The sequence below is a fragment of the Bradyrhizobium arachidis genome, from assembly GCF_024758505.1.
GTDB lineage: Bacteria > Pseudomonadota > Alphaproteobacteria > Rhizobiales > Xanthobacteraceae > Bradyrhizobium > Bradyrhizobium manausense_C.
The window spans coordinates 7,770,274-7,792,006 of record NZ_CP077970.1; the positions used below are offsets into that span (position 1 = coordinate 7,770,274).

The window sequence follows — 21,733 nt, forward strand, 5'->3', positions numbered from 1 at the left end:
CCTCGACCACCTGTCAGTCGATACGGGGGATCTTGGCCTCGTCGATGACTTTCGACCATTTGGCGATTTCGGCCCGGATCAGTATCCGCATATCCTCGGACGTACTGCCGCGCGCCTCTCCGCCGGTCGCCGTCTCGAGCGCCTTCTTTACCGCGGGATCGCCGAGCATCGAGGCGACCTCCCGGTTCAGCCTGGTGACGATATCGGCCGGAGTGCCTTTCGGTGCCAGAAGCCCGGCCCAGGTCCGCACATCATATCCTTCGAGACCCGCTTCCGCGACCGACGGCACGTTCGGCAACAGCCCCGTCCGCGTCGGTGATGTCACGGCAAGACCCCGAATGGCGCCGCTCTCGATCTGGCCGGCCAGCAACACCGTCGTGCCGACGATCACCGGCACCTCTCCGCCGAGCAGCGCCGTCGCGCTCGGCGCGTCGCCCCGATAGGGGACATGCACCATTTTGATTCCGGCGGTCGTGTTCAACAGCTCACCCGCGAGATGATGGGTGCTGCCGAACCCGACCGATCCGAAGCTGATCTCGTCCGGCTTCTGCTTCGCCAGTGCGATCAGATCCGGCAATGTCTTCGCGGGGTGATCCGCCCGCACGGCAACGACGAGCGCATAGTAGACGAGCGTCGAGACCATCTCGAAGCTGTCGGTCGGATGATAGGCGAGCGTCTTGTAGAGCGCGCCGGAGATCGCGTGTGCGCCCGTCACGAGTCCCAACGTATAGCCGTCGGGAGCCGCGTTCGCGACCGCGGCCGCGGCAATGTTTCCGCCAGCACCGGGCTTGGCCTCGACGATGACCGGCTGTCCCAGCCTCTTCGAAAGACCTTCGGATACGATACGTGCGAGTGTATCTGCAGCTCCGCCCGCCGCAAAACCGTGCAACAGCCGTATTGGGCGGTTTGGATAAGTCTGCGCGACAGTCATCGAAGGCACCAGAGCAAGCAGCCCCGTGGCAATGAGCGCCGCCGCTGTCGCAAACACCCTCAGACGTCCAAGCAAACCAGATTTCCCAGCCATCGCGTTCCCCCTTCTTGTTGTTGTGGTGGACGGATTGAGCATCGGAAACGCACCGGTGCCGCAAGTCACTCGTCGACGACGCGATTTCTGAGCACGCCGATTTTCTCGACCTCCACCTCCACCACATCGTCCGGCTTGAGGAAGATCGGCGGCTTACGGGTGAAGCCAACGCCGGCCGGCGTGCCAGTGGCGATTACATCGCCCGGCACGAGGTCAAAGATCGTGGAGCAATACTCAATCAGTCGCGGGATCGGAAAGATCAGCATCGACGTGTCGGATACCTGCATCACCGTTCCATTGACCCGCGTCTCAATCTTGAGCTTCGTGGGGTCGCCAATTTCATCCGGCGTCACCAGCCAGGGCCCGAACGGACCGGTGCCGACGAAATTCTTGCCCGATGCGATCTGCTGGGCATGACGCTGCCAGTCGCGCACGCTGACATCGTTGTAGATCGAATAGCCGGCGACATGCGCCCAGGCATCGGACTGGCTGATATGGCGACCGGCCTTTCCGATCACCACCGCAAGCTCGCCTTCCCAGTCGAGATTGTCCGAGACCTTCGGCCGAATGATTGGCTCGTCGTGGCCAACCTGCGAGCGCCAGACCCTCAGGAAGATCGGCGGATACCCGGTGAGCTCGCGCTTCATGCCGAAGGCCACGGCCTCGTTGTGATGATCGAGGTAGTTGCGGACGGCGCAGACGATCTTTTCGGGCCGCGGAATGATCGGCAGGAATTTGATATCCGAAAGTCCCGGACCCGGCCTCCCTGCGCCGACGATTTCGTTGCGGCGCGCGAAATCGTCGCTCGCGATGAAATCCGCGAGCGTCGGATAATGCGGCAGGGCCTTGCCGAGGTCGAGCACGGCGTCTCCAATGACTGCGCCCCAGCTTTCCCGTCTGCCCTCGGAGAACGACAACAGTTTCATGGTTCGACCTCGCTCGCGATCATCCTCGCTTAGGCGAGGTCTTCGGGCGCCACGACGTTCAGCTTCTTGGCAAGCGTCACCAGCCTCGAGCGCGTTCCCTGTGCGAGCGGGATCCCGGTACGCGATCGCCTTTCCATCACCTCGAAACCTCGCTCGCCCGGCAAATAAACGCCGTCCAGTCCGTCGGCCAAAGGCAGGGCCTTGATGGCCGTGCGGAGACGATCGACGTCAAAAGTGAAATTGTTGCCGAAGGCTGAGGGATCGAGCACAGCAACCAGGCCGTTGCCGCCGGGATCGCTGCCGTCAGCCAGCGCCATACTGATGAGGGGATTCGCCACCATCACGCTGGCCAGAACTTCGATCATCAGGGAAAGCCCCGAGCCCTTGGGGCCGGCCATCGGCAAGACCGCCTTCACCTTGCGCGGGTCCGTCGTCTCTCGCCCACTCTCGTCGACACCCCAGCCGGCCGGAATCGTCTGACCGGCGTCCTTGGCAGCCATGATCTTCCCGATCGCCACCGCGGCCGTCGACATGTCCAGGAGCAAGGGGCGGTCCGGATTGCTGGTGGGTGCGGCAATCGCGATCGGGTTGGTCGAGACACCTTCGGCCTTCGATCCATGGTAGACCATGAGAGGCTTTGACGCCGTCATGGCAATCGCAACGCGCCCAGCTCGAGCGGCCTGTTGCACGTAGTATCCGATCGCGCCGGCATGAGTGATGGCGCGGACCGCACACCAGCCAATGCCGTTGACGTCCGCGAGCTCGATCGCAGCTTGCGTTGCGAGGTTCATCCCCACGGCGCCGGGCGCACGTTGCGCATCGATCACGGCGACCGCGCCCTTGCCCGAGACCCGGCGCGGTTCAGCGGCTGGATTGATCAGACCAAGCTCGACCATCTCGACATAGCGGGGAATCCGCAGCACGCCATGCGAGTCGACGCCGCGCAGATTAGCCCAGACGAGCATGGCCGCCGTCTGCTCCGCCTGATCGGCCGTAAATCCGCCTGCCCTCAGCAGTGCGGCTGCGAAGCCCTGGAGCGTGCCAGAGCCGATCCCGACCATATCCGTAGCCACGCCCACCGCTCAGGCTCCCAGCGGCGAGGGAAAGAACTTGTCGAGCCAACCCTTGATGATCGCCTTGGTGCGCGGCGCATCCTCATGCGCGAGCGGGAAATGCGAGGTCCCGGTGATCAGGACGAGCTCGGCCGGCTGACCGGCCTTTTCGAACATCCGGATCGATTGCTCCGTCGGAGTGATCGTGTCGTTTGCGGTGTGCAGGAACAGGATCGGACGCGGTGCGATGTTGCCGACGACCTCGTCGGCGCGGAAATTGTACATGCTCCACGCCGTCTCCACCGGAATCTCCATGATCGCCTTGGGCGAGAGGTTCTTGCGCAGATGCTCCGGGATCGGCACTGCATCGAAGCGGGAGATCCACATGCTCTTGCCCGTCTCCTGCTTCTGCTTGCGGCCCTTTTCCAAAAGACCGGTGAACTTGGCCCAGGCCTCGGGCGTCGGATGCTGTCCGCGGAACTTGCGTTCGCCGTCGCCCCAGCCGCAGGACGAGATTACGCAGGCGAAGCGATCGTCCACGCCGGCGGAATAGACCGAGACGGCCGCGCCAAAACTGTGGCCGACCACGCCGATCCGCGTGGGATCGACCTCCTCGCGCTCGGCCAGGAATGTCAGTGCGTTCTTGGCGTCCGCCACCTGGTCGAAGCAGCGCACCTGTGCCCGCTCACCCTCGCTTTCGCCACAGGAGCGAAAATCGAAACGGAGCGCCACATATCCCATCTCCTCGAGCATGCGCGCCTGGATTTCGGCGTGGGACTCGTCCTTAGAGCCGACGAAGCCGTGCAACACGATGAAAGCCGGCAGCCGCTGGCCTGATTTGCGCGCATCCGGCACGTGGAGAACGGCGGAAAGCTTGAGCCCGTCGGAACGGAAAGAGAGCTTTTCTTGCATTGGCGTATCCTTAGGTACTGCAGGGCGCGAGGCGAAGACCGATGGACGGCCTTGTTAGTTGACGGCGGTGAAGGGAAAATGATGCTGGCGCCACTCGAGCGGTGCAGGCGTCCCCCAGACATTCATCGCCCGCACATTGCCTGGGCGCTCGAGGTTGGTGATGACGTTTGGCTCGTAATCCCCGTCATCCGCGATCAGGGCCATCGAGCCGGAGCATTCGATCATCACTCCGCTGGAGTCGGTGTAATAGGCATAGGTGTTATCGCCGGGCCGATGGCGACCCGGCCCCCACAGCATCTCCTTGTCGAACCGATCGAGCAGGTCGCCGAGCTTGAGGTAGTCGTTGAACTCCCTGAACTCGAAAGAATAGTGGTGCAACCCGACCTTGCCGCGAACGACGCCGAGGATGTGATGCTGGCGATTGCCGCCATACATCCAGCTCAGGCTGTCGTCGACCATGCGTTCCGACAAGCGAAGCCCGCAGATCATTTCGAGCTGCCGGCGCGTTGCCGCGGGATCCGGCGTCGTCAGATTGAGGTGATCCATACGATTGGGACCGACGCCATGGGTTGGGTGACGTCGCGAATTGATCTTGTTGCGAATGGGGGTGTGGATCTCGAAGCGCAGCCCCTCGGGCGTGGCAAAGGTGACGCTGGCCTCGATGCACTTCAGGCTCGGTTCTCGCGACTGGATCCGGCAACCCGCGCCTTCGACACGCGACGCCACCTCACGGACCGCTTCGACCGTCAACGCCTCCAATCCGATCGTATGCACGGCGTTTTCGTGCGACCTGAACAGCACCAGTTCGGCCGCGCGTCCATTTGAGCTCAGCCAGGTCTGGCGGTCATCCGAATGGGTAACGTGCAACCCGAGGATTTCGGTCGCTTCCCGCACCACCGCCTCGGTCACGGTCGTATTGATCTTCACGTGCCCGACTGCGTTCACCAAATGCGACATCGCCGCCTCCCGACTTTTGAGCTGTTTGAGCCTCTGCTACCGCATTGAAAGGGCAATGGCAATATATTTTCGATCATAATTGATTATTTCGAAAATATGTGAGATGGACGCCACCTTCAACGGCCGAGAAGGCTCCCGGCACACGGAGAAGGTGAGAGCGATGGCAGGCGTAAAACAGAGCAATCCGTTCGCGTGGGACGATCCATTCCTGCTCGAGACACAACTTGCCGAGGAAGAGCGGATGATTCGCAACACCGCGCGCGCCTATGTGCAGGAGCGCCTTGCTCCGCGTGTCCGACAGGCCTTCCGCAACGAGCGCACCGACCCGGCGATCTTCCGCGAGATGGGCGAGCTCGGCCTTTTGGGTGTGACCATCCCCGAGGCCTATGGCGGCATCGGCGCATCCTACGTCGCTTACGGTCTCATTGCGCGCGAGGTCGAACGCGTCGATAGCGGCTACCGCTCGATGATGTCTGTGCAATCGTTGCTGGTCATGTATCCGATCCACGCCTATGGCTCGGAGACGCAACGGCGCAAATATCTCCCCAAACTCGCAAGCGGCGAAATGATCGGTTGCTTCGGCTTGACCGAGCCCGACGCGGGGTCCGATCCAGGCAGCATGAAAACGCGCGCGGCAAAGATCGCCGGTGGCTATCGGCTCACCGGCGCAAAGATCTGGATCACCAATGCACCAATCGCCGACGTCTTCATCGTATGGGCGAAGTCCGATGCGCATGGCGGCAAGATCCGCGGCTTCGTTCTGGAGAATGGCTTGGCCGGCCTCTCGGCACCGAAGATCGATGGCAAACTGTCGCTGCGCGCTTCGGTCACCGGCGAAATCGTCCTCGACGGCGTCGAGGTCGATGATGGCGCGCTCCTGCCCGATGCGGAGGGCCTTGCCGGACCATTTGGCTGCCTCAATCGGGCACGCTACGGGATCGCCTGGGGCGCGATGGGCGCAGCCGAAGCCTGTTAGCATGCCGCACGACAGTACGGGCTCGACCGCAAGCAGTTCGGGCGGCCGCTCGCCAATACCCAGCTCTATCAGAAGAAACTCGCCGACATGCAAACGGAAATCGCGCTCGGCCTTCAGGCGGCGCTGCGCGTCGGCAGACTCTTTGACGAACGAAGCATGGCGCCCGAGATGATCAGCCTGATCAAGCGCAATAATTGCGGCAAGGCGCTGGACATCGCGCGGCTCGCGCGTGACATGCATGGTGGTAACGGGATCTCGGACGAGTTCTGCGTCATGCGACACATGCTGAACCTTGAAACCGTCAACACCTATGAAGGCGCCCATGATGTGCATGCGCTGATTCTCGGCCGCGCACAGACCGGACTGCAGGCTTTCGGGTGACGAGCCGCTAAGGGGAAACGACGCACTCTCCGGTGAGGGGCTCTGGCGGATTGCCGGTGCCGCGCTGAGCCCTCGCGCGCGACGGGGTTCGGGCGCCGTTGCCGCCCGGTCGCTCCTTCATAGCCCGAAAAGTTTGATTTTTTTCGAAAATCAGCCCATAATCTTGGCTACGAACAGCAACCAGGGCTGCATGGATGCGCGACAGGGTCAAACCGGCAGGAGAAACACGGGCAGCGGATGTGCTGCACCGGATGCGCGCTGACGTCATCAGCTGCACGCTGAAGCCCGGCGCCAAGCTTCGCTTTGAGGCGCTGCGGGACATGTACGGTGTCAGCTTCTCAACGCTCCGGGAGGCACTGTCGCGGCTTGTCGCCGAAGGGCTTGTTATCGCCGAGGATCAGCGTGGCTTTATCGTTGCGCCGGTTTCGATCGAAGACTTGAACGACCTGACCTACGTCCGCGTCCTCGTCGAGCGCGAATGCCTGGCGCTCGCAATCAAGCATGGCGATGACGATTGGGAGGCCGACATTATCGGCGCATTCCATCGCATGGATCGGCTCCAGAGCCGGCTCGGCTCCAACTACTATCTGTCCGAGGAATGGAGCAAGCTGCACGGCGATTTTCATTTTTCGCTCGTTGCGGCCTGCGGTTCGCCCAATCTGCTGGAGATTCGCCAGAAGATGTTCGAACGCGCGCATCGCTATCGGCGGATGTCGTCGCAGTTCCGGACCAAGTGGCGCGCCAAGGACGTCGAACACAAGATGATCATGGATTCGGTCATCGCGCGCGATACGGCAAAGGCTCAGGAGTTGATCGAGCGCCACATCCGCGAGACGACCGAGAACGTCATCAATCATGCCGGCCACCTCTTCGTCGCGACGGACGAAAAGCGCCACAATCGGACTGCTCACGTCGCGGCTGAATAGCGCTGCGCCAGCGCTTCTCCCGTCTTCCTAGAACGAAATTCGACCTAACGGCGGGATTCGCCCCGCTGCATGCCCAGACGTGCCTTCCTGATCGCCCAGCGCCGCTCATTACGAAAAGATATTGTATTTTCGAAAATAGAGTGACACAGTGCGCGGGGGAGGAAGCGGGCTCATAGGCCCGCCGTCCACACGACAAAGGGAGGAATAGATGGTCGTTGCTGACACGATGACCGCTGCCCGTATGCATACGGTCGGCGGCGAATTGAAACTGGAAAAGCTGCCCACGCCGAAGCCAGGCGACATGGACGTGCTGGTCCGCGTCAAGGCCTGCGGGATCGTTCCGAACCTTGGCAATATCCTCGCCAACTGGCCGACCTGGTTTCCACATATGCCGCAGCCACCGCTCCCCGCCGTGTTCGGGCTGGATCCGGCCGGCGAGATCGTCGCGGTCGGCCGACAGGTCCATGCGCTCAAACCTGGCGATCGGGTTTACGCCAACCCCGGCCGCTCATGCGGCACATGCCGCCATTGTCGCCGGGGCGATTCCATTTCCTGCAAGCACTACGCCTTCCAGGGCTATTTCGGCTTCAGCGAGCACGCCATGCAGACCTTTGGCGATTACCCGGTCGGCGGCTTGAGCGAATACACTGTGGTCCCCGCTTCGGCGATCGTGAAGATCCCTGACAACATGACCTACGAGCAGGCAGCGCGGCTCGGTTATCTCGGCACGGTCTATTCGGCACTGAAGAAGGTCAATGCCGGGCCCGGCGACACCATCCTCGTCAACGGCATCAGCGGCACCCTTGGCATCAGCGCCGCGATTTTTGCGCCAGCCATGGGCGTCAAGAAAATCCTCGGCACTGGACGCGATCGCAAGCTGCTCGAGGAAGTCAAAGCATTGGCTCCGTCGCGCATCGAGGTGTTCTCGATTGACGATGGCAGTGTCACCGATTTCGTCATGAAGCACACCGACGGTGAAGGCGTCGATGCCTTCCTGGACTGCCTCGGACCCGGCGCGCTGCACGAGACCTTCCTGCAGGGCCTTTACAGCCTGCGCCGCGGCGGCATCGCCGTCGACATCGGCGCCGTCATGGGGCCGGTCGCGATCGACGTCCATCGCCTGATGGACCGCAATCAGCGCCTCTACGGCTCGGCCTGGCTGACCACGGAGGAAGGCCAGGAAATGGCGGACCTCGTCGGCGCAGGCGCGGTGGACCTGTCGATGCTCGAGACGCAAGGGCGGCGTCTCTCCGAAGTAAACGAAGCCATATCCGGCATCGCCCAACGGCATGGCGGGTTCTCCAACTTCGTCATCTATCCCTGACCGAACGACCAGGAGAGGAACATGAGCTTCAGACGCGTTGTTACCGGCAAGAATGCCGCGGGAAAATCTGTGGTGGTGAGCGATGGCGCCTCGCCGCGCGAAATGGCCCTCAAGCATACGCCGGGCTTCGTCTCTGCGCCGATGTGGACGATCGCCGGCACGCCATCCCTGCCCGCGAACGGCAAGGACCCGATGTCGGTCCCGGGCAGCAGCCTGCTGCCCGGTCCGGGTGGCTCCAGCTTCATGGTCGTCACCTTTCCACCTGACAATGTGATGATGTCGCCCGATTTTGATCCAGCCAAAGCCGGCCCCGAGCATCTCGCTGCGGCGCCCGGCATCGCCGAGACCTTCGAAATGGACAATCCGGGCATGCACACCACGCCGACGGTGGACTATGCCTGCATCATCGACGGTGAGATCGTGCTGGAGCTCGACGACGGCGTCACCGTCCAGTTGAAGAAGGGCGACACCGTTGTCCAGCAGGGTGCTCGCCATGCCTGGCGCAATCCGAGCAGCAAGTCCGCCACGCTTATCTTCGTGCTGCTGGGCGCGGCGTCCAAGTGACGCCCCAGGTCTGTTTTTGTGCAAGCAAGGACGCCGGCGTTAATTGGCCAGCGTCCCGCCATTTCCGCTGTAGGCAGCGATAGAAATGATCCCGGTCGACGAAAGAGACACGTCAGCATCATCAGGCAACGCGCCGGATGTCGTCGTTGTGGGACTCGGGCCAGTCGGCATCACGCTTTGCAACCTGCTGGCCGCTGAAGGCGTAAGCGTCGAGGGTGTGGACGCAGCCACCGACGTCTACGGCCTTCCGCGTGCGATCGGAATGGATCACGAGGTGATGCGTATCTTTCAGAACGTCGGTGCTGCCGACGCCCTCGCCCCCGCCGTCGGTGACTACCGCCCCTCTGAATATCGTTCTGCGCAAGGCGTCCTGCTGCGGCGCTTCGAGTCACCAGCCGAACCCTATCCGCTGGCATGGCCGCCCTATCTCACCTTCCTGCAACCCGAGCTCGAGCAGGTTCTGCGCGACAACGCGAAAAGATTCCCGACGCTCACTTTACGCACGGGCCTCGAGTCGATCGAACTGAAGGACCCTCATGCGCCGATCCTGACGCTGCGTGACAGAGCGACGGGAGAGACGACGCGGCGCACTCCTCGCTTTGTCGTGGGTTGTGACGGCGGTAACAGCTTCGTCCGTCGCAGTCTCGACATCGGTTTCGAAGATCTCGGCTTTCACGAACCCTGGCTCGTGGTGGACATGATCGTCGAGGACGAGCATGCGCAACTCCCACAGACGAACATCCAGTTCTGCAATCCGTCCCGACCGCACACTTTCGTGATCGGACCCGGGCGGCTGCGGCGCTGGGAGTTCATGATCCTGCCAGACGAGGATCCGGATGACGTCAATCGTCCGGCACGCATCTGGGAGCTGCTTTCGCCTTGGCTGCGTCCGGACCAGGCGCGATTGTGGCGTTCGGCGACCTATACTTTCCACGCTCTGGTAGCCGAGACATGGCGCAAGGGCCGCGTCTTTCTCGCGGGAGACGCCTGTCACATGATGCCTCCCTTCCTCGCCCAAGGCATGGTGCAGGGTATCAAGGATGCCGCTAACCTTGCATGGAAGCTGGCTCACGTGCTGCGGGGCACCCCGGAGGGTCTGCTCGATACTTACCAGGCAGAGCGCCGCGCTCTGGTGCGGGACGTGATCGAGATTACGAAGCGGCTCGGCCGGGTCATCTGCGAGCTCGATCCGGAAAAGGCGCGCGCACGCGATGCCGAACTGATTGCGGCGATGGAGGCCGGACAAGGAATCCAGATTCGCCAAAACCTGTTTCCGCCGATCCGCCATGGCGTCGTCGCCCATCGCGCCGATGGATCGCTGTCGCCGGGGGTCGGAGAGCCCTCTCCTCAGCCTTGGATCGTCAGCCCCGGTGGTCGCACGCGTCTTGATGATCTGCTTCCCAGTGGGTTCGTGCTTCTGCTTGCGGAAGACATCGATGCACCGCCTGCCCTGCTCGAACAGGCGAGGAAGTTGGGTGTGACTGTCCACCGAATTTCACGGACCCGACCCGAGCGAACGCCGCTCGCGGAGGAGGATGGGGTTTTTGCCGCCTGGCTTTCGGCGAAGGGCGCCTGTGCCACGCTCGTACGTCCCGACCGCATGGTCTTCGGCACCGCCGCAAATGTTCGCGAGGTCGAAGTACTCTTACGCGAACTGCGCTCACACCTCGCCGGCTAGACTGACTCGCTTGCGATCTGCGCTTACTGCGTATGCCTTCAGCAGCAGGCCGGGATCGATCGCCGCGTCTGCAACCGATTTCGGGTCAGGAGTGATCCCTGCCGCAATCAGCCGCTTGGCGATCATGTAACTGCGGGCATCATTCATCGCATCGACCGCAAGCAGGGTGTCGCCTCCGAAGTACCAATGTGAGATGGCGCCGGGCCTCCCGCCGCGGCGCACGACAACCCGGTCGTAGTTTGCGTTTAGCCCGGCAATCTGAAGCTTGACATCGAACTGGTCTGACCAGAACCAAGGCGTCGCGACGTAGGGCTCATGCGCACCGCAGATGTTCGCCGCGACCGTCTCTGCGTGGTCGATCGCATGCGGCACACTTTCCAGTCGGATGCGCCTGCCGGCATACGGGAATGATGCGCAATCCCCAGCGGCCCATATGCCCTCAATTGAGGTGCGCCCGAACACGTCGACCTCAATCCCATTCCCAAGCTTGAGCCCGGCTTCGCTCGCCAGCGCAATATCCGGTTTCACGCCGATGCCGACAATGACGAGATCGGTTGCCAGCACTTCATCATCGGACAGGTGCGCCCGAGCGACCGTGCCGTTTCCGTCAAGCCTCCGGACCGCGGTCGATTCGAGAATACGCACCCCATGCTGCGCGTGGAGCGCGCGGAAGTACGCCGCGGTTTCTGCGCAGGCAACCCGCTTGAGTATGCGGTCGGCCATTTCGACCAGTACCACATCAAGCCCAGACTGTGCGGCCACCGCGGCAGCCTCAAGACCGACATAGCCGCCACCGATCACGAGGAGACGGCTGCCCGCCGAGAACACCGGTCGAATGAGGTCGACGTCCGCGATCGAGCGGAGCGTGAAGACGTTGCCGAGCGCACCGCCGATCGCGGGATCCAGCCGGAGAGGTCTTGCGCCAATCGACAGCACGAGGTGATCGTAATCGAGGCTTCCCGTGCTGGTCTCGATGCGTCGCGCGTGCGGCAGGACGCGAATGACCCGACACCCCAGGCGAAGTTCGATCCTCTGATCGCGGTACAGCGAGAGTGGACGAATTTGCAGCGCCTCGGCCGTCGTCTTCCCGAGCAGATAGGCTTTCGAGAGCGGCGGGCGCTGGTATGGCGCCATCGGCTCGTCACCAATCAGGATGATTTCGCCGGAAAAGCCAAGGGCGCGCAGCTTCAGCGCGGCAGAGCATCCGGCCTGCCCGGCTCCGACGATAACGACGCGGTTCATGAGGCTTTCCTGGCCAACCTACTGCAGGGCTGGCACGCGCACTGTCATGCCGTCCATCTCTGCCATGACGCGCACCTGGCAGCTCAAGCGACTGTCCGCTGTGCGCTCCGAAGCCGCGAAATCGAGCATCTCGCTCTCCTGCTCGCCGATCTCCCCGACGCAGGCGGCGTAGGCCGGATCGAAGTAGCAGTGACAGGTGGCACAGGCCGCTGCACCGTTGCACTCGGCGACGATGCCGGGCACGCCGGCGGCGAGCGCTGCTTGCATGATGGATTGGTCCGCACCGGCTGCGACTTCGCGCGTGACACCGTCGGCACTGACGAAGATGATCTTCGGCATCTCTTTTTCCTCAGGCGTCCCAGCGAACAGGCAACGACACCGGGCCGCGAAACACCCAGCCACGGATGAGCGGCGGCGCATCTTCGCGGAGACGAAGATTGCGAAGGCGCTCGAACAGCATCGGCACCACGATCTTGCCGACGGTCTGTCGGGACACCCAGGTTCCCGCACAGAAATGCGCGCCGGCCCCGAAGGCCAGATGCGATTGCCTGGGCCGGAAGATGTCGAACATATCCGGATTGCTAAACCGCCTGTCGTCCCGGTTCGCCGCGCCGACGCAAAGACCGATCTGAAGGCCTTCGGGCAACATGACGTCGGAGAGATCGGTTTCGCGGGTGACCCGACGCGGATACATGCCGATCGGAGAGATCCAGCGTACCGCCTCCTCAAACGCATTCGGCCACAGCTCCGGCTTGACGAGAACGCTCTCCTTTTGTGCTGGGTTTGCAAGGAGGCCCAGGGTCAGCGTCAGGATCGCGTCACGCGGCTCGTTCAGACCGCCGCCGATGATCACCTTGATGTTGGCGCGAATCTCCTCGATGGGCATCGGCGGATCCGCGTGCACCATCGAGGAAAGGATCGAAGGATTGGGGTGAGCGCGATGATGATCGAGCACTGCCTCGATCGCTGCATCGATGCCGGAGCCCGCCTCCATCGCCTTCCGCTCGATCTCGGCATCGCGTGCGTAGTTGCCTGCACCGTCAATAAGAAACTGCGACCACAGGGCGAGAGTCTCCCACGGCATCTCCTTGAAACCGATCATCTCCATCAGGCTGAGCGATGCCATGGGCGCGGCGAGCGCATGGAAGAGGTCCGCCTCGCCTGCGCCGCTGAGCGAGTTGATGAGCCGCTCGCTGATCTCGGCAAATCTCGGCGTCCAGTGCTCCTTAATCGTGCCGGAACGGAAGGAAGGCTCGATGGCCTTGCGCCCTGTGGCGTGCTCGGCGCCATCCTTGCGCATGAAGGTCGGTCCCATAACCTTGTTAACCAGGGACGTCGGGTTGTCGGATGAGTAGGTTACGGGGTCGCGCTCGATCTTCACGATGTCGTCGAAGCGTGTGACCAGCGTCAGGTTGGCGGCAGCCACGAAGACGGCCGAAGCCGTATCGCGAACGCGCTTGAAGATCGGATAGGGATCGTTGAGCAGATCCTGATAGGCGACATCCGAGATGACAGGTGCTGCGCTCGTCATCTTCTTCCTCCCTGGCCTTGTTTCCGAGAACGTTAAAGGCCCCGAACCGAACGCTCAATTCGATCGCCTCAATAGACCCCATCGAAATCTTGCATAACCCGTGTTACGTTGGCCCTGAGCCGCGATCTGGAGTTCACGCCCGTGACGATCAATTCCACCCTTGATCCGATTGATTTTGGAGCGCTGCGCACGCTTGTCCTGGTGTACGACCTACGATCGTTCTCGGCTGCGGCTGAACGGCTCGATGTCAATCAATCCACGATCAGCTACACGGTCGAGCGTCTGCGCAGCGCGTTTCGAGATTCGCTTTTCGTCCGCCAGGGCAACGGCGTTGCCGCAACCGAGCGATGCGCTGCGTTGGTGCAGTGGGCGCGGGAGACACTTGGCGAGATCGAGGGCCTCGCCTCGCCGACGGAATTCGATCCCGCCGAGGCGAAGGGCACGGTGACGATTTCCTGCAACCATCACGAGCGGCAGACGCTGTTTCCGCAGTTCAGCTTCCGCTTTCGTACCGCGGCGCCGCATGCAAAGCTCGTGCTGCTGGACGCGGCTGGACACGGCAACGTCCACCTCAAGCAAAACGAATGCGACATCGTCATTGGTCCAGTCGGAATCGTCGGTGAGAGTTTCTACCGGCGCCATATCCTCACCGACCACTATGTGTGCGTGATGGATCGGAGCCACCCTCTTGCACGCGGCCGGATCACGTTGTCAGCCTATTGCAAGGCCGAACACGTCTTCGTAACTCACAACGGTGAGTGGCAGCCGCTCTACATCAACGCTCTCAAGGCCAAGGGTATCGTGCTGGAGCCGGCGGTCACGCTGCCAAGCCATGACTGTCTCGAGCGCATCATTCCGGGCACGCGTCTCGTTGCAGCCATCCCACATCATTTGGCACGCGCCATGCAGGGCCGTCTGCACATCGCGCCCCTGCCCTTCCGCGTGCCGATCAGCATCGACATGTATTGGAGCGCAAGAACCGCCAAGTCTGGCCTCCACAAATGGGCGCGCGGTCTCCTCGCCGAGGTGGCCAAGGAGAGCACCGCCTGATCTAGAGCGCTATCCGCAAACGAAAGAGCGAAAAAGGTCACTCGATTTGAATGCCGGCTTTGGCGACGATTCGGCCCCAGTTGTCGGAGTCCTGCTTCAGGAACGCCGTAAACTCTTCTGACGTCCCGCCTCGCGGAATCTGCAGGAACTCCTTCACCTTCTTCCGGAAGTCATCTCCGGTCGTGATGGTCTGGAGCGCAGATGACAAGCGGCTGGTGATCTCTGGCGGCGTGCCGGCGCGCGCGAAGATGCCGTTCCACGAATAGAGCGGCACGCCCAATCGCGCTTCTTCGAATGTCGGCACATCGGGCAGCTCCTCGAGCCGTTGACGTGTCGACACGACAAGCGGTCGCAAGGCGCCGGACTGAATGTGAGGAATGGTCGTGGCCGTCACGTCGAGCGAGCAATCGAGACGCCCGCCCAACAGATCGTTCAAGCCACCATCCTTGTAAGGCACGTGGATCATCTTCGCGTCGGTGGCCTGCAGCATTTGCAGCATAGCTACGTGATTGGCGGAACCGAGGCCGTAGGACGGATAGGTGAGCTTGTCCGGATCCGCCTTCGCAGCCTGCAGCAGATCCTGCACTGTACGATAGGGCGAGTCTGCGCGCACGACCAACACGAAGGGCACGTCCAGCAAGTGGATGATCGGCGTGAAATCCGATGGCTTGTAGGGCACCGACTTGAAGAGATGCGGATTGAGGATCACCGACAGAAGACCGTAGAGCAGCGTATAGCCATCAGCCGGCGCGGTGGACGCCGCCTGATAACCGATATTCGAGCTGGCTCCAGGGCGATTGTCCACCCAGACCGGTTGCCCCAACTCGGCGTGCAGTTTCTCGGCGATGAAGCGCGCCATCGTATCAGCGGACGTGCCGGCCGGCAGCGTCATGACGAGACGGATCGGGCGGTCAGGCCAGCCACCCTTGGCGAAGGCTGAGGCGCCACTCAGCACCATGGGAGCCGCAAGAAGGGAGCGGAGAACGGCGCGACGCGAGTATTGGCGGTGTGTCGATTTCACGTGTGTTCCTCCTATGGGGCGGGGGCGGCATTGTTCTGCTCGTTGTTATGATCAAGGAAAGGATAGTCGGTGTAGCCGCGGTGATCGGGCGAATAGAGTTCGTCCTGGTTCAGCGGATTCATGCGCGCGCCGATCTCGAGCCTGCGCGGCAGATCAGGATTGGCAATGAAGAGCCTGCCGAAGGAGATCAGATCGGCATGGCCCGCGAGCGCGCGCTCGGCCTGCGCGCGGCTGGAGAAGCCGTTGTTGGCGATATAGATGCCATTGAAGCCGCGGCGCAGCGCCGAATAGTCGAGATCGTGGGTGGCCGGTTCTGTCGTGGTGGAGCCTTCCACCACATCCACATAGGCGATGCGCAATTCGCTCAGCATCACAAGCGCGGTGGCAAGCAATCGCGCCGGATCAGAGTCGCGCAAGTGATAGTTGGTCGGGTTGGCCGGAGAGAATCGCACACCAACGCGTTCCGGACTCCAGATCTCACTGATGGCCTCAACAACTTCAACCAGGAGCCGACAGCGGTTTTGCTCCGAGCCGCCATACGCGTCCGTGCGGTGATTGGCGGAATCGCGCAGGAATTGGTCGAGCAGGAAGCCGTTGCCCGCGTGGACCTGCACGCCATCGAAGCCGGCTGTGCGCGCGTTGCGCGCAGCCGCGCGGTATTCCTCAACAACACCTGTGATCTCGCCAGCCGTCAATTCATGCGGCACCAAAAGCGGCTTGCGGCCTTCGGCCGTGCGAATGGTGCCTGGCGGCAGAAGGGCCGAAGGCCCCAGCGGCAGCGCGCCGCCCGGCTGCGTCAACGGGTGGGAGTTGCGGCCGCAATGCCAGAGCTGGGAGAAGATTCGCCCGCCCGCGCGATGCACGGCATCGGTGACTTCCCGCCAGCCTGTGATCTGGGCCTCCGTGTAGATGCCGGGCGTGTTCGGCCATCCCACACCACGGGCGGAAATGGCGGTTGATTCGGTGACAACGAGTCCAGCCGTCGCGCGCTGCGCGTAGTAGCGGGCATTGAGTGCCGTCGGCACGCCGCCGGGCGATCGGTCGCGAGACATCGACGACATAACGATCCGGTTGGGAAGCCGCAAAGCACCCAAGGGCGCAGGATCGAACAGGCTTTTGGCCACGGTGTCTCGTTCCCTAGGCGATTACGCGCGGGTGAGGGAAGCAAGTCCGCTCCTTCGACCGCCGCTCCAGCCTACGACCGTCGTCAGACGATGACAAGTATTTTCGAAAAGCACATAGATTTACGTAATCAATGGTGAGCCAGGCAACCATCCAACGACAAACAGGCCCGACACGAGGCCTCGAAGTTATTGAGCTTCGGCATGATCAGGCGAGTCCAAACCAACAGGACGCGAGACTGGCCGAACGCGACTTGGCTGTCATAGATGCCGATCAAGCGCGCTCCCTGCGATAGCGGGGCGGCCAAACGCCCTGCTCGGGGAAAGGGCCTATCCAAACCAGGTCAAAGGAGTGTGGGGAAAGATGGTAGCGGGGGAGGGACTCGAACCCCCGACCCCAGGATTATGATTCCCGTGCTCTAACCAGCTGAGCTACCCCGCCACGAGGGGTTCGCGAGGCCGAACGGCTCATCTCGCGAACGCGCGGCATATAAGGAAGGGTATCGGGGGCTGTCAATCCGCCTTCGCTAAAGCTTGGCGCGACGAGAGCGGGAGTGGTGAAAAGCGGGTCGTTGTGGCTCCGGATTCGGCCGTTTTCAGCACCAGACTCGTGGAGAATCCTCCTCGCCCGGATCGCATCTGGCGATGCGCTCCCGCCTCTCCCCGCGCGAGGGAAGAGGCGAAGAAAGAGGGCCTATTTCGGCCGGACATTGGGGTCGCCGCCGGGGCTGCCGGGCGGCGGGATCACCGGGGTCTTGCCGATTTCGGGCGCGGGGGCGCGCATTTCGGGGTCGACGCCAGCGGGCGGGCAGAGCACGCCGTCGGATTTCGCCAGTCTGTCACCGAGCGGTTCCCGGGCCTGACCGGTGGTGCCGCCCTCAGGAACGAGCGAGTTGCGGGAGTGATCCGGGCGCGTCGGCGCGCAGTCGGCGGAGCGCTGCGGCGCGGGCGGGGCGGTCGCCTGCGGCGGCGTGGCCGGCGCGGGCGGGGCCTGCGCGATCGCGCTGCCTGTGGCTGATATCAACGCGGCTGCGAACAGCAATTTGGGTTTCGTGCGCATGACAAAGAAACGCGCGCGCCCCTCCCCGCGTTCCCTCCGAAGCACGACGGCTTCAATTGGACTTCTTCTTTTTGAGCATGATCTTATCGGAAAACCGCGGCACACTTTTCCGGATCATGCTCGCCATCATGCTTTGCGGTAACGGATCAGCGAAAAGTGCCCCATCGGCGGCATCGGCCGGCGCTCGGCGAGCGTGACGCCGCCGTGGCGCTTCTGCCAGTTGGCGAGCCGCGCCCACGGAAACTCCGGCCGCCAGCCGAGCCTGCGCGCGACCGGCGCAAAGGCGAGCTCGAAGGCGCGGCGCGGACCGGTCTCGGCGCCGATGTGGTTGACCAGGATGAGCTCGCCGCCAGGCTTGAGCACACGCACGAACTCGTCGAGCGTGCCTTCGGGATCCGGCACGGCCGTGATGACATATTGCGCGACGACGGCGTCGAAGCAGCCGTCGGGAAACGCGAGGTTTTTCGCGTCCATCACCGAGAGCACCTCGACATTGCTAAGCTTCATCTCGCGCACGCGCTTCATCGCCCGGCGCAGCATCGGCTCGGAAATGTCGACGCCGCACAGTTTGGTCGAGCGCGAATAATCCGACAGCGACAGGCCGGTGCCGACGCCGACGTCGAGCACGCGGCCGCCGATCTTGTCGGCGACCTCGATGGTGGATTGCCGGCCCTGGTCAAAAACCTTGCCGAACACGAGATCGTAGACCGGCGCCCAGCGGCCATAGGCCTTCTCGACCCCGGCCCGCGAGATATCTGCTGCCATGCCCCTGCCCTGAAAATTTAGCCGCGCACGGCTTCGGCCAGCGGCCGCGCGGTGGCCGCAACGACCTTCGACGCCGCGCTCTGGATAAAACCGCCGCCAAGCACGCGCGCCTGCCCCGATGGCGCGTCGTAGAACACACAGGCCTGTCCGGGCGACACGCCCTCCTCGCCCGCGACCAGCTCGACCTCGTAGTGACCGTCGGCGCCGCGCAGCCAGGCCGGCTGCGGCGCGCGCGTCGAGCGCACGCGCACATACATTTCGAGCCCGCTGCCGATCGCGCGGTCGATGTCACCGTCGCCGATCCAGTTGACGTCGCGCAGTACGATACGGTGCATCTTTAGCGCCTCGCGCGGGCCGACGACGACACGGCGGGTCGCTGCTTCCAGCCGCACCACGTAGAGCGGCGAGCCGGAGGCGATGCCGAGACCGCGGCGCTGGCCGACCGTGAAATTGGCGATGCCGTGATGCTGGCCGATGATGCGACCGTCGAGATCGACGATGTCGCCGGGCTCCATCGCGTTCGGCCGCAGCCGCGTGATGATGTCGGTGTAGCGGCCCGTCGGCACGAAGCAGATGTCCTGGCTGTCGTGCTTGTCGGCGACCGCGAGGTCGAAGCGGCGCGCGAGCTCGCGGGTCTGCGGCTTGGTCATGTCGCCGAGCGGGAAGCGCAAAAAGTCGAGCTGCTCGCGCGTGGTCGCGAACAGGAAATAGCTCTGGTCGCGATCGCTGTCGGCCGCGCAGACGAGTGCGCGCGAACCGTCATCGAGGCTGCGCGAGGCGACGTAGTGGCCGGTGGCGAGCGCGGTCGCCCCTAACTCGCGCGCGGTCTTCAGGAGATCGCGAAACTTGACCGAGCGATTGCACTCGATGCACGGCACCGGCGTCTCGCCAAGCGCGTAGCTGTCGGCAAAATTGTCGATGACGGACTCGCGAAAGCGATCCTCATAGTCGAGCACGTAATGGGGAATGCCGAGCTTTGCGGCGACGTCGCGGGCGTCGTGAATGTCCTGGCCGGCGCAGCATGCACCCTTGCGATGGGTCGCCGCGCCATGGTCGTAGAGCTGCAGCGTGATGCCGACGACGTCGTAACCCTCCGCCTTCAACAGCGCAGCCGTCGTCGAGGAGTCGACGCCGCCGGACATGGCGACGACGACCCTGGTGTCCTGCGGACGGCCTTCGAGATCCAGACTGTTGAGCATGGGTTCCGGTCAGTACGCGTGCGGCGATGATCCCGCGATTTCCGCTGCTATTTTCACTTTTCTGGCCGGGAAACAAACCCCTCCCGGAACTCAGGTTCCATGAGGTCGCCTTGCCCGGTCGAAAGCGGCTGAGAGCTACCCTTTAATATAGGCCGCATTCCGGTGAAGCAATCGCATGGGCGGGATTTGCTGGACGCTTAGGGCAATTCTTGCCGGGAGGCAGAAATGGGCCCCCTTTGCGGGGGGCCTCCCCCTCTACGCCAATCTCATAAGACATTGAAATTACAATACAAAATATGGGAGAGACGGACTGGCCCGCTCCTTGCTGACCTCTGAGCCGAGTTTATTGCAAGAGGTCTCCCGTGGTCAGCGTGACGTCCGACGTAGCCGCCAGCGTGCCGGTGCCGAGCACACCGTCGAAATCCGCAAAATCGCAGCCGAAGACGGCCGGCGACCAATTCGGCGCGCTCGTGGACAGCAATACGGCCGCCGCCAGCACGCAGACGGCGGATCCGGCGCCGCGCCGGTCCGACACCGCCAATCGTGCGTCCGATAAGACCTCCTCCGACAAGACCACGTCCGACAAGAGCTCCCGCGACACCTCCGCATCCGACAAGACGTCGCAGGCGACCTCGAACGAGGCGACCGATGATTCGGCGCCGGCCGACAAGGACGCCGCGGGCCCGGCCAAGACCAAGGACAAGTCGGATACATCAGAGACCAAATCGGCGGCGAAGTCCGATGAGTCCAAGTCCGATGAGTCCAAGTCCAAGCAGGCCGACGAGAGCGATGGCCTTGCCGCCGCCGTGCAGGCAGCCGACGCCGCGCAGCAGCAAGCGGCCAGCCAGGCCGTGCCCGATCCGACCGCCGTCATCGTGCCTGTAACAGTCGCTCCGACCGATATCGCTGCGGCCGGGACCCAAACCGGCGCCAACACCGATTCGCCCCTGACGATCGCGGCCGCAGGGATTGCGGCGAGCGCCTCGACCGCGGCGCAGATCGCAACACCCGCGACGACCAAGACCGACGCTGCGACCGCGACCACCGACACGATCGCCACGACGACAGACGCCGATGCCGCCGCGGCAAAGGCCGCGCTCGCGGATGCTGCTGCAGCCGGCACGACCGACACTGCGCCGACAGATCCGCAGCAGACCAGCGGCGCGCTCGCGGCCGCGATCGACAAGGCGACGCCAAAGACCGCGTTCAAGGAAGCCGTCACCGCGCAATCCAACAAGGATGTGTCTGACATCACCGGCGGGCAAGACACCACCAAGCCGGGCGGCCTCACTGCGACAACGGCCAATTCCGCTGCTGCTGCCACGAATGCGCCTGCGCATGCGCAGACCGCAAAACCAGAAAGCAACGGCACCACGACCGAGGCCAAGACGGACACCGCCGATCGCACAGCACCGGCCGCTCCCGCCACACCGACCCCGCACGGTCATGCTGCCAATACGCAGCCGCAGGTGAGCGCGCCCGATCCGAGCGCCCAGGCCGCAGCCGCGATCCAGGCACCGACTACGAACACCATTTCGAGCACGTCAGCCTCCACTGCAACGCTGACCGCGACCGCCGCGACGTCGACGGCCGTGCCGCTCAGCGGATTGCCGGTCGAAATCGCCGCCGCCGCGCGCGCCGGAAAAACCCAATTCGACATCCGCCTCGATCCTGCCGAGCTTGGCCGCATCGACGTCCGCATCGCGGTCGACCGCAACGGCCAGGTCACCTCGCATTTGACGGTCGAAAAGCCGGAGACGCTGTCGATGCTGCGCCAGGACGCGCCGCAATTGCAGCGCGCGCTCGACGATGCCGGCCTCAAGACCGGCAACAACGGCCTTTCCTTCAGCCTGCGCGACCAGTCGTCGTCCGGGCAGAACAACGGCAATGCCAACGACAATGGCGGCAACGCCCGCCGCCTGATCGTCAGCGACGACGAGGCGATGCCGGCCGCCGTCGCCGGGCGCAGCTATGGCCGCATGCTCTCGTCGAGCAGCGGCGTCGACATCAGAGTGTAAGGAGTC

Annotated in this window: 19 protein-coding genes, 1 tRNA gene and 2 pseudogenes; 7 read left to right on the plus strand and 15 right to left on the minus strand. The window is 63.3% G+C overall.

The window, feature by feature from the left end:
• Nucleotides 1–13: 13 nt before the first annotated feature.
• The 5 genes from KUF59_RS35935 to KUF59_RS35955 all read right to left on the minus strand — a co-directional run bounded on the left by KUF59_RS35935 (nucleotide 14) and on the right by KUF59_RS35955 (nucleotide 4,871).
• On the minus strand, nucleotides 14–1,024 hold the full coding sequence (locus KUF59_RS35935) for a tripartite tricarboxylate transporter substrate binding protein (protein WP_212461403.1): 1,011 nt from the start codon (nucleotides 1,022–1,024) through the stop codon (nucleotides 14–16).
• Between the two features lie 65 nt (nucleotides 1,025–1,089).
• A complete protein-coding gene (locus KUF59_RS35940) occupies nucleotides 1,090–1,950 on the minus strand; it encodes a fumarylacetoacetate hydrolase family protein (RefSeq protein ID WP_212461404.1) in 861 nt (286 codons plus the stop codon).
• A 29-nt stretch (nucleotides 1,951–1,979) separates the two neighbouring features.
• The gene (locus KUF59_RS35945; RefSeq protein ID WP_258767825.1) at nucleotides 1,980–3,023 is read right to left on the minus strand and encodes an Ldh family oxidoreductase; all 1,044 of its coding nucleotides are present in this window, start codon (nucleotides 3,021–3,023) and stop codon (nucleotides 1,980–1,982) included.
• A 9-nt stretch (nucleotides 3,024–3,032) separates the two neighbouring features.
• Nucleotides 3,033–3,914, minus strand: coding sequence for an alpha/beta hydrolase (locus KUF59_RS35950; protein WP_212461405.1), 882 nt, complete (start codon nucleotides 3,912–3,914; stop codon nucleotides 3,033–3,035).
• 54 nt (nucleotides 3,915–3,968) lie between these two features.
• Complete coding sequence (locus KUF59_RS35955; RefSeq protein ID WP_212461406.1) at nucleotides 3,969–4,871, minus strand: VOC family protein; 903 nt, start codon at nucleotides 4,869–4,871, stop codon at nucleotides 3,969–3,971.
• Nucleotides 4,872–5,031: 160 nt separating this feature from the next.
• On the opposite strand from KUF59_RS35955, the pseudogene KUF59_RS35960 reads away from it, so the two are divergent.
• From KUF59_RS35960 to KUF59_RS35980, 5 genes and pseudogenes are all read left to right on the plus strand, one after another.
• Nucleotides 5,032–6,228: pseudogene (locus tag KUF59_RS35960) on the plus strand (acyl-CoA dehydrogenase).
• A gap of 194 nt (nucleotides 6,229–6,422) precedes the next feature.
• Nucleotides 6,423–7,154 (plus strand): GntR family transcriptional regulator, encoded by a 732-nt coding sequence (locus KUF59_RS35965; protein ID WP_212461407.1) that lies wholly within the window; start codon nucleotides 6,423–6,425, stop codon nucleotides 7,152–7,154.
• Between the two features lie 208 nt (nucleotides 7,155–7,362).
• Nucleotides 7,363–8,478, plus strand: coding sequence for an alcohol dehydrogenase catalytic domain-containing protein (locus KUF59_RS35970; protein WP_212461408.1), 1,116 nt, complete (start codon nucleotides 7,363–7,365; stop codon nucleotides 8,476–8,478).
• 21 nt (nucleotides 8,479–8,499) lie between these two features.
• Entirely contained in the window at nucleotides 8,500–9,042 is a 543-nt protein-coding gene (locus KUF59_RS35975) for a cupin domain-containing protein (RefSeq protein WP_212461409.1), read from the plus strand.
• Between the two features lie 85 nt (nucleotides 9,043–9,127).
• Entirely contained in the window at nucleotides 9,128–10,720 is a 1,593-nt protein-coding gene (locus tag KUF59_RS35980; protein ID WP_212461410.1) for a bifunctional 3-(3-hydroxy-phenyl)propionate/3-hydroxycinnamic acid hydroxylase, read from the plus strand.
• Here the strand turns inward: KUF59_RS35980 and KUF59_RS35985 are convergent.
• From KUF59_RS35985 to KUF59_RS35995, 3 genes are read right to left on the minus strand one after another with little or no spacing between them, the layout of a single operon-like run.
• Nucleotides 10,703–11,962: an NAD(P)/FAD-dependent oxidoreductase gene (locus KUF59_RS35985; protein WP_212461411.1), complete on the minus strand. Its 1,260-nt coding sequence runs from the start codon at nucleotides 11,960–11,962 to the stop codon at nucleotides 10,703–10,705. The two genes, KUF59_RS35980 and KUF59_RS35985, sit on opposite strands and share 18 nt — an antisense overlap.
• 18 nt (nucleotides 11,963–11,980) lie before the next feature.
• The gene (locus tag KUF59_RS35990) at nucleotides 11,981–12,301 is read right to left on the minus strand and encodes a 2Fe-2S iron-sulfur cluster-binding protein (protein ID WP_258767826.1); all 321 of its coding nucleotides are present in this window, start codon (nucleotides 12,299–12,301) and stop codon (nucleotides 11,981–11,983) included.
• Between the two features lie 10 nt (nucleotides 12,302–12,311).
• Nucleotides 12,312–13,493: a cytochrome P450 gene (locus tag KUF59_RS35995; RefSeq protein ID WP_212461413.1), complete on the minus strand. Its 1,182-nt coding sequence runs from the start codon at nucleotides 13,491–13,493 to the stop codon at nucleotides 12,312–12,314.
• Nucleotides 13,494–13,634: 141 nt separating this feature from the next.
• Here KUF59_RS35995 and KUF59_RS36000 point away from each other — a divergent pair, with 141 nt between their 5' ends.
• The gene (locus KUF59_RS36000) at nucleotides 13,635–14,543 is read left to right on the plus strand and encodes a LysR family transcriptional regulator (protein WP_212461414.1); all 909 of its coding nucleotides are present in this window, start codon (nucleotides 13,635–13,637) and stop codon (nucleotides 14,541–14,543) included.
• A 37-nt stretch (nucleotides 14,544–14,580) separates the two neighbouring features.
• Here KUF59_RS36000 and KUF59_RS36005 read toward each other — a convergent pair whose 3' ends face one another.
• The 7 genes and pseudogenes from KUF59_RS36005 to mnmA all read right to left on the minus strand — a co-directional run bounded on the left by KUF59_RS36005 (nucleotide 14,581) and on the right by mnmA (nucleotide 19,709).
• Nucleotides 14,581–15,435 carry a Bug family tripartite tricarboxylate transporter substrate binding protein gene (locus KUF59_RS36005; protein WP_212461415.1) on the minus strand — a complete coding sequence of 285 codons (855 nt, stop codon included), beginning with the start codon at nucleotides 15,433–15,435 and terminating at the stop codon, nucleotides 14,581–14,583.
• A 140-nt stretch (nucleotides 15,436–15,575) separates the two neighbouring features.
• Nucleotides 15,576–16,688 carry an alkene reductase gene (locus KUF59_RS36010; RefSeq protein WP_212461416.1) on the minus strand — a complete coding sequence of 371 codons (1,113 nt, stop codon included), beginning with the start codon at nucleotides 16,686–16,688 and terminating at the stop codon, nucleotides 15,576–15,578.
• Between the two features lie 197 nt (nucleotides 16,689–16,885).
• A pseudogene (locus tag KUF59_RS44460) lies at nucleotides 16,886–16,975 on the minus strand (TrbI/VirB10 family protein); the annotation flags it as partial.
• A gap of 75 nt (nucleotides 16,976–17,050) precedes the next feature.
• Nucleotides 17,051–17,127: transfer RNA gene (locus KUF59_RS36020), tRNA-Met, on the minus strand.
• A gap of 252 nt (nucleotides 17,128–17,379) precedes the next feature.
• On the minus strand, nucleotides 17,380–17,745 hold the full coding sequence (locus KUF59_RS36025; RefSeq protein ID WP_212461417.1) for a hypothetical protein: 366 nt from the start codon (nucleotides 17,743–17,745) through the stop codon (nucleotides 17,380–17,382).
• Nucleotides 17,746–17,871: 126 nt separating this feature from the next.
• Nucleotides 17,872–18,510 (minus strand): class I SAM-dependent methyltransferase, encoded by a 639-nt coding sequence (locus KUF59_RS36030; protein ID WP_212461418.1) that lies wholly within the window; start codon nucleotides 18,508–18,510, stop codon nucleotides 17,872–17,874.
• Nucleotides 18,511–18,527: 17 nt separating this feature from the next.
• A complete protein-coding gene (mnmA, locus tag KUF59_RS36035; protein WP_212461419.1) occupies nucleotides 18,528–19,709 on the minus strand; it encodes a tRNA 2-thiouridine(34) synthase MnmA in 1,182 nt (393 codons plus the stop codon).
• 362 nt (nucleotides 19,710–20,071) lie between these two features.
• Between mnmA and KUF59_RS36040 the strand changes: the two genes are divergently transcribed.
• Nucleotides 20,072–21,727 carry a flagellar hook-length control protein FliK gene (locus KUF59_RS36040; protein ID WP_212461420.1) on the plus strand — a complete coding sequence of 552 codons (1,656 nt, stop codon included), beginning with the start codon at nucleotides 20,072–20,074 and terminating at the stop codon, nucleotides 21,725–21,727.
• Nucleotides 21,728–21,733: the final 6 nt, after the last annotated feature.

Coding starts and splice junctions, on each gene's coding strand:
- KUF59_RS35995 (WP_212461413.1), bottom strand. CDS start 13,493: ATGACGAGCGCAGCACCTGTCATCTCGGATGTCGCCTATCAGGATCTG.
- KUF59_RS35950 (WP_212461405.1), bottom strand. CDS start 3,914: ATGCAAGAAAAGCTCTCTTTCCGTTCCGACGGGCTCAAGCTTTCCGCC.
- KUF59_RS35975 (WP_212461409.1), top strand. CDS start 8,500: ATGAGCTTCAGACGCGTTGTTACCGGCAAGAATGCCGCGGGAAAATCT.
- KUF59_RS35980 (WP_212461410.1), top strand. CDS start 9,128: ATGATCCCGGTCGACGAAAGAGACACGTCAGCATCATCAGGCAACGCG.
- KUF59_RS35990 (WP_258767826.1), bottom strand. CDS start 12,301: ATGCCGAAGATCATCTTCGTCAGTGCCGACGGTGTCACGCGCGAAGTC.
- mnmA (WP_212461419.1), bottom strand. CDS start 19,709: ATGCTCAACAGTCTGGATCTCGAAGGCCGTCCGCAGGACACCAGGGTC.
- KUF59_RS36005 (WP_212461415.1), bottom strand. CDS start 15,435: ATGACGCTGCCGGCCGGCACGTCCGCTGATACGATGGCGCGCTTCATC.
- KUF59_RS35935 (WP_212461403.1), bottom strand. CDS start 1,024: ATGGCTGGGAAATCTGGTTTGCTTGGACGTCTGAGGGTGTTTGCGACA.
- KUF59_RS35970 (WP_212461408.1), top strand. CDS start 7,363: ATGGTCGTTGCTGACACGATGACCGCTGCCCGTATGCATACGGTCGGC.
- KUF59_RS36030 (WP_212461418.1), bottom strand. CDS start 18,510: ATGGCAGCAGATATCTCGCGGGCCGGGGTCGAGAAGGCCTATGGCCGC.
- KUF59_RS35955 (WP_212461406.1), bottom strand. CDS start 4,871: ATGTCGCATTTGGTGAACGCAGTCGGGCACGTGAAGATCAATACGACC.
- KUF59_RS35985 (WP_212461411.1), bottom strand. CDS start 11,962: ATGAACCGCGTCGTTATCGTCGGAGCCGGGCAGGCCGGATGCTCTGCC.
- KUF59_RS35940 (WP_212461404.1), bottom strand. CDS start 1,950: ATGAAACTGTTGTCGTTCTCCGAGGGCAGACGGGAAAGCTGGGGCGCA.
- KUF59_RS35965 (WP_212461407.1), top strand. CDS start 6,423: ATGCGCGACAGGGTCAAACCGGCAGGAGAAACACGGGCAGCGGATGTG.
- KUF59_RS36025 (WP_212461417.1), bottom strand. CDS start 17,745: ATGCGCACGAAACCCAAATTGCTGTTCGCAGCCGCGTTGATATCAGCC.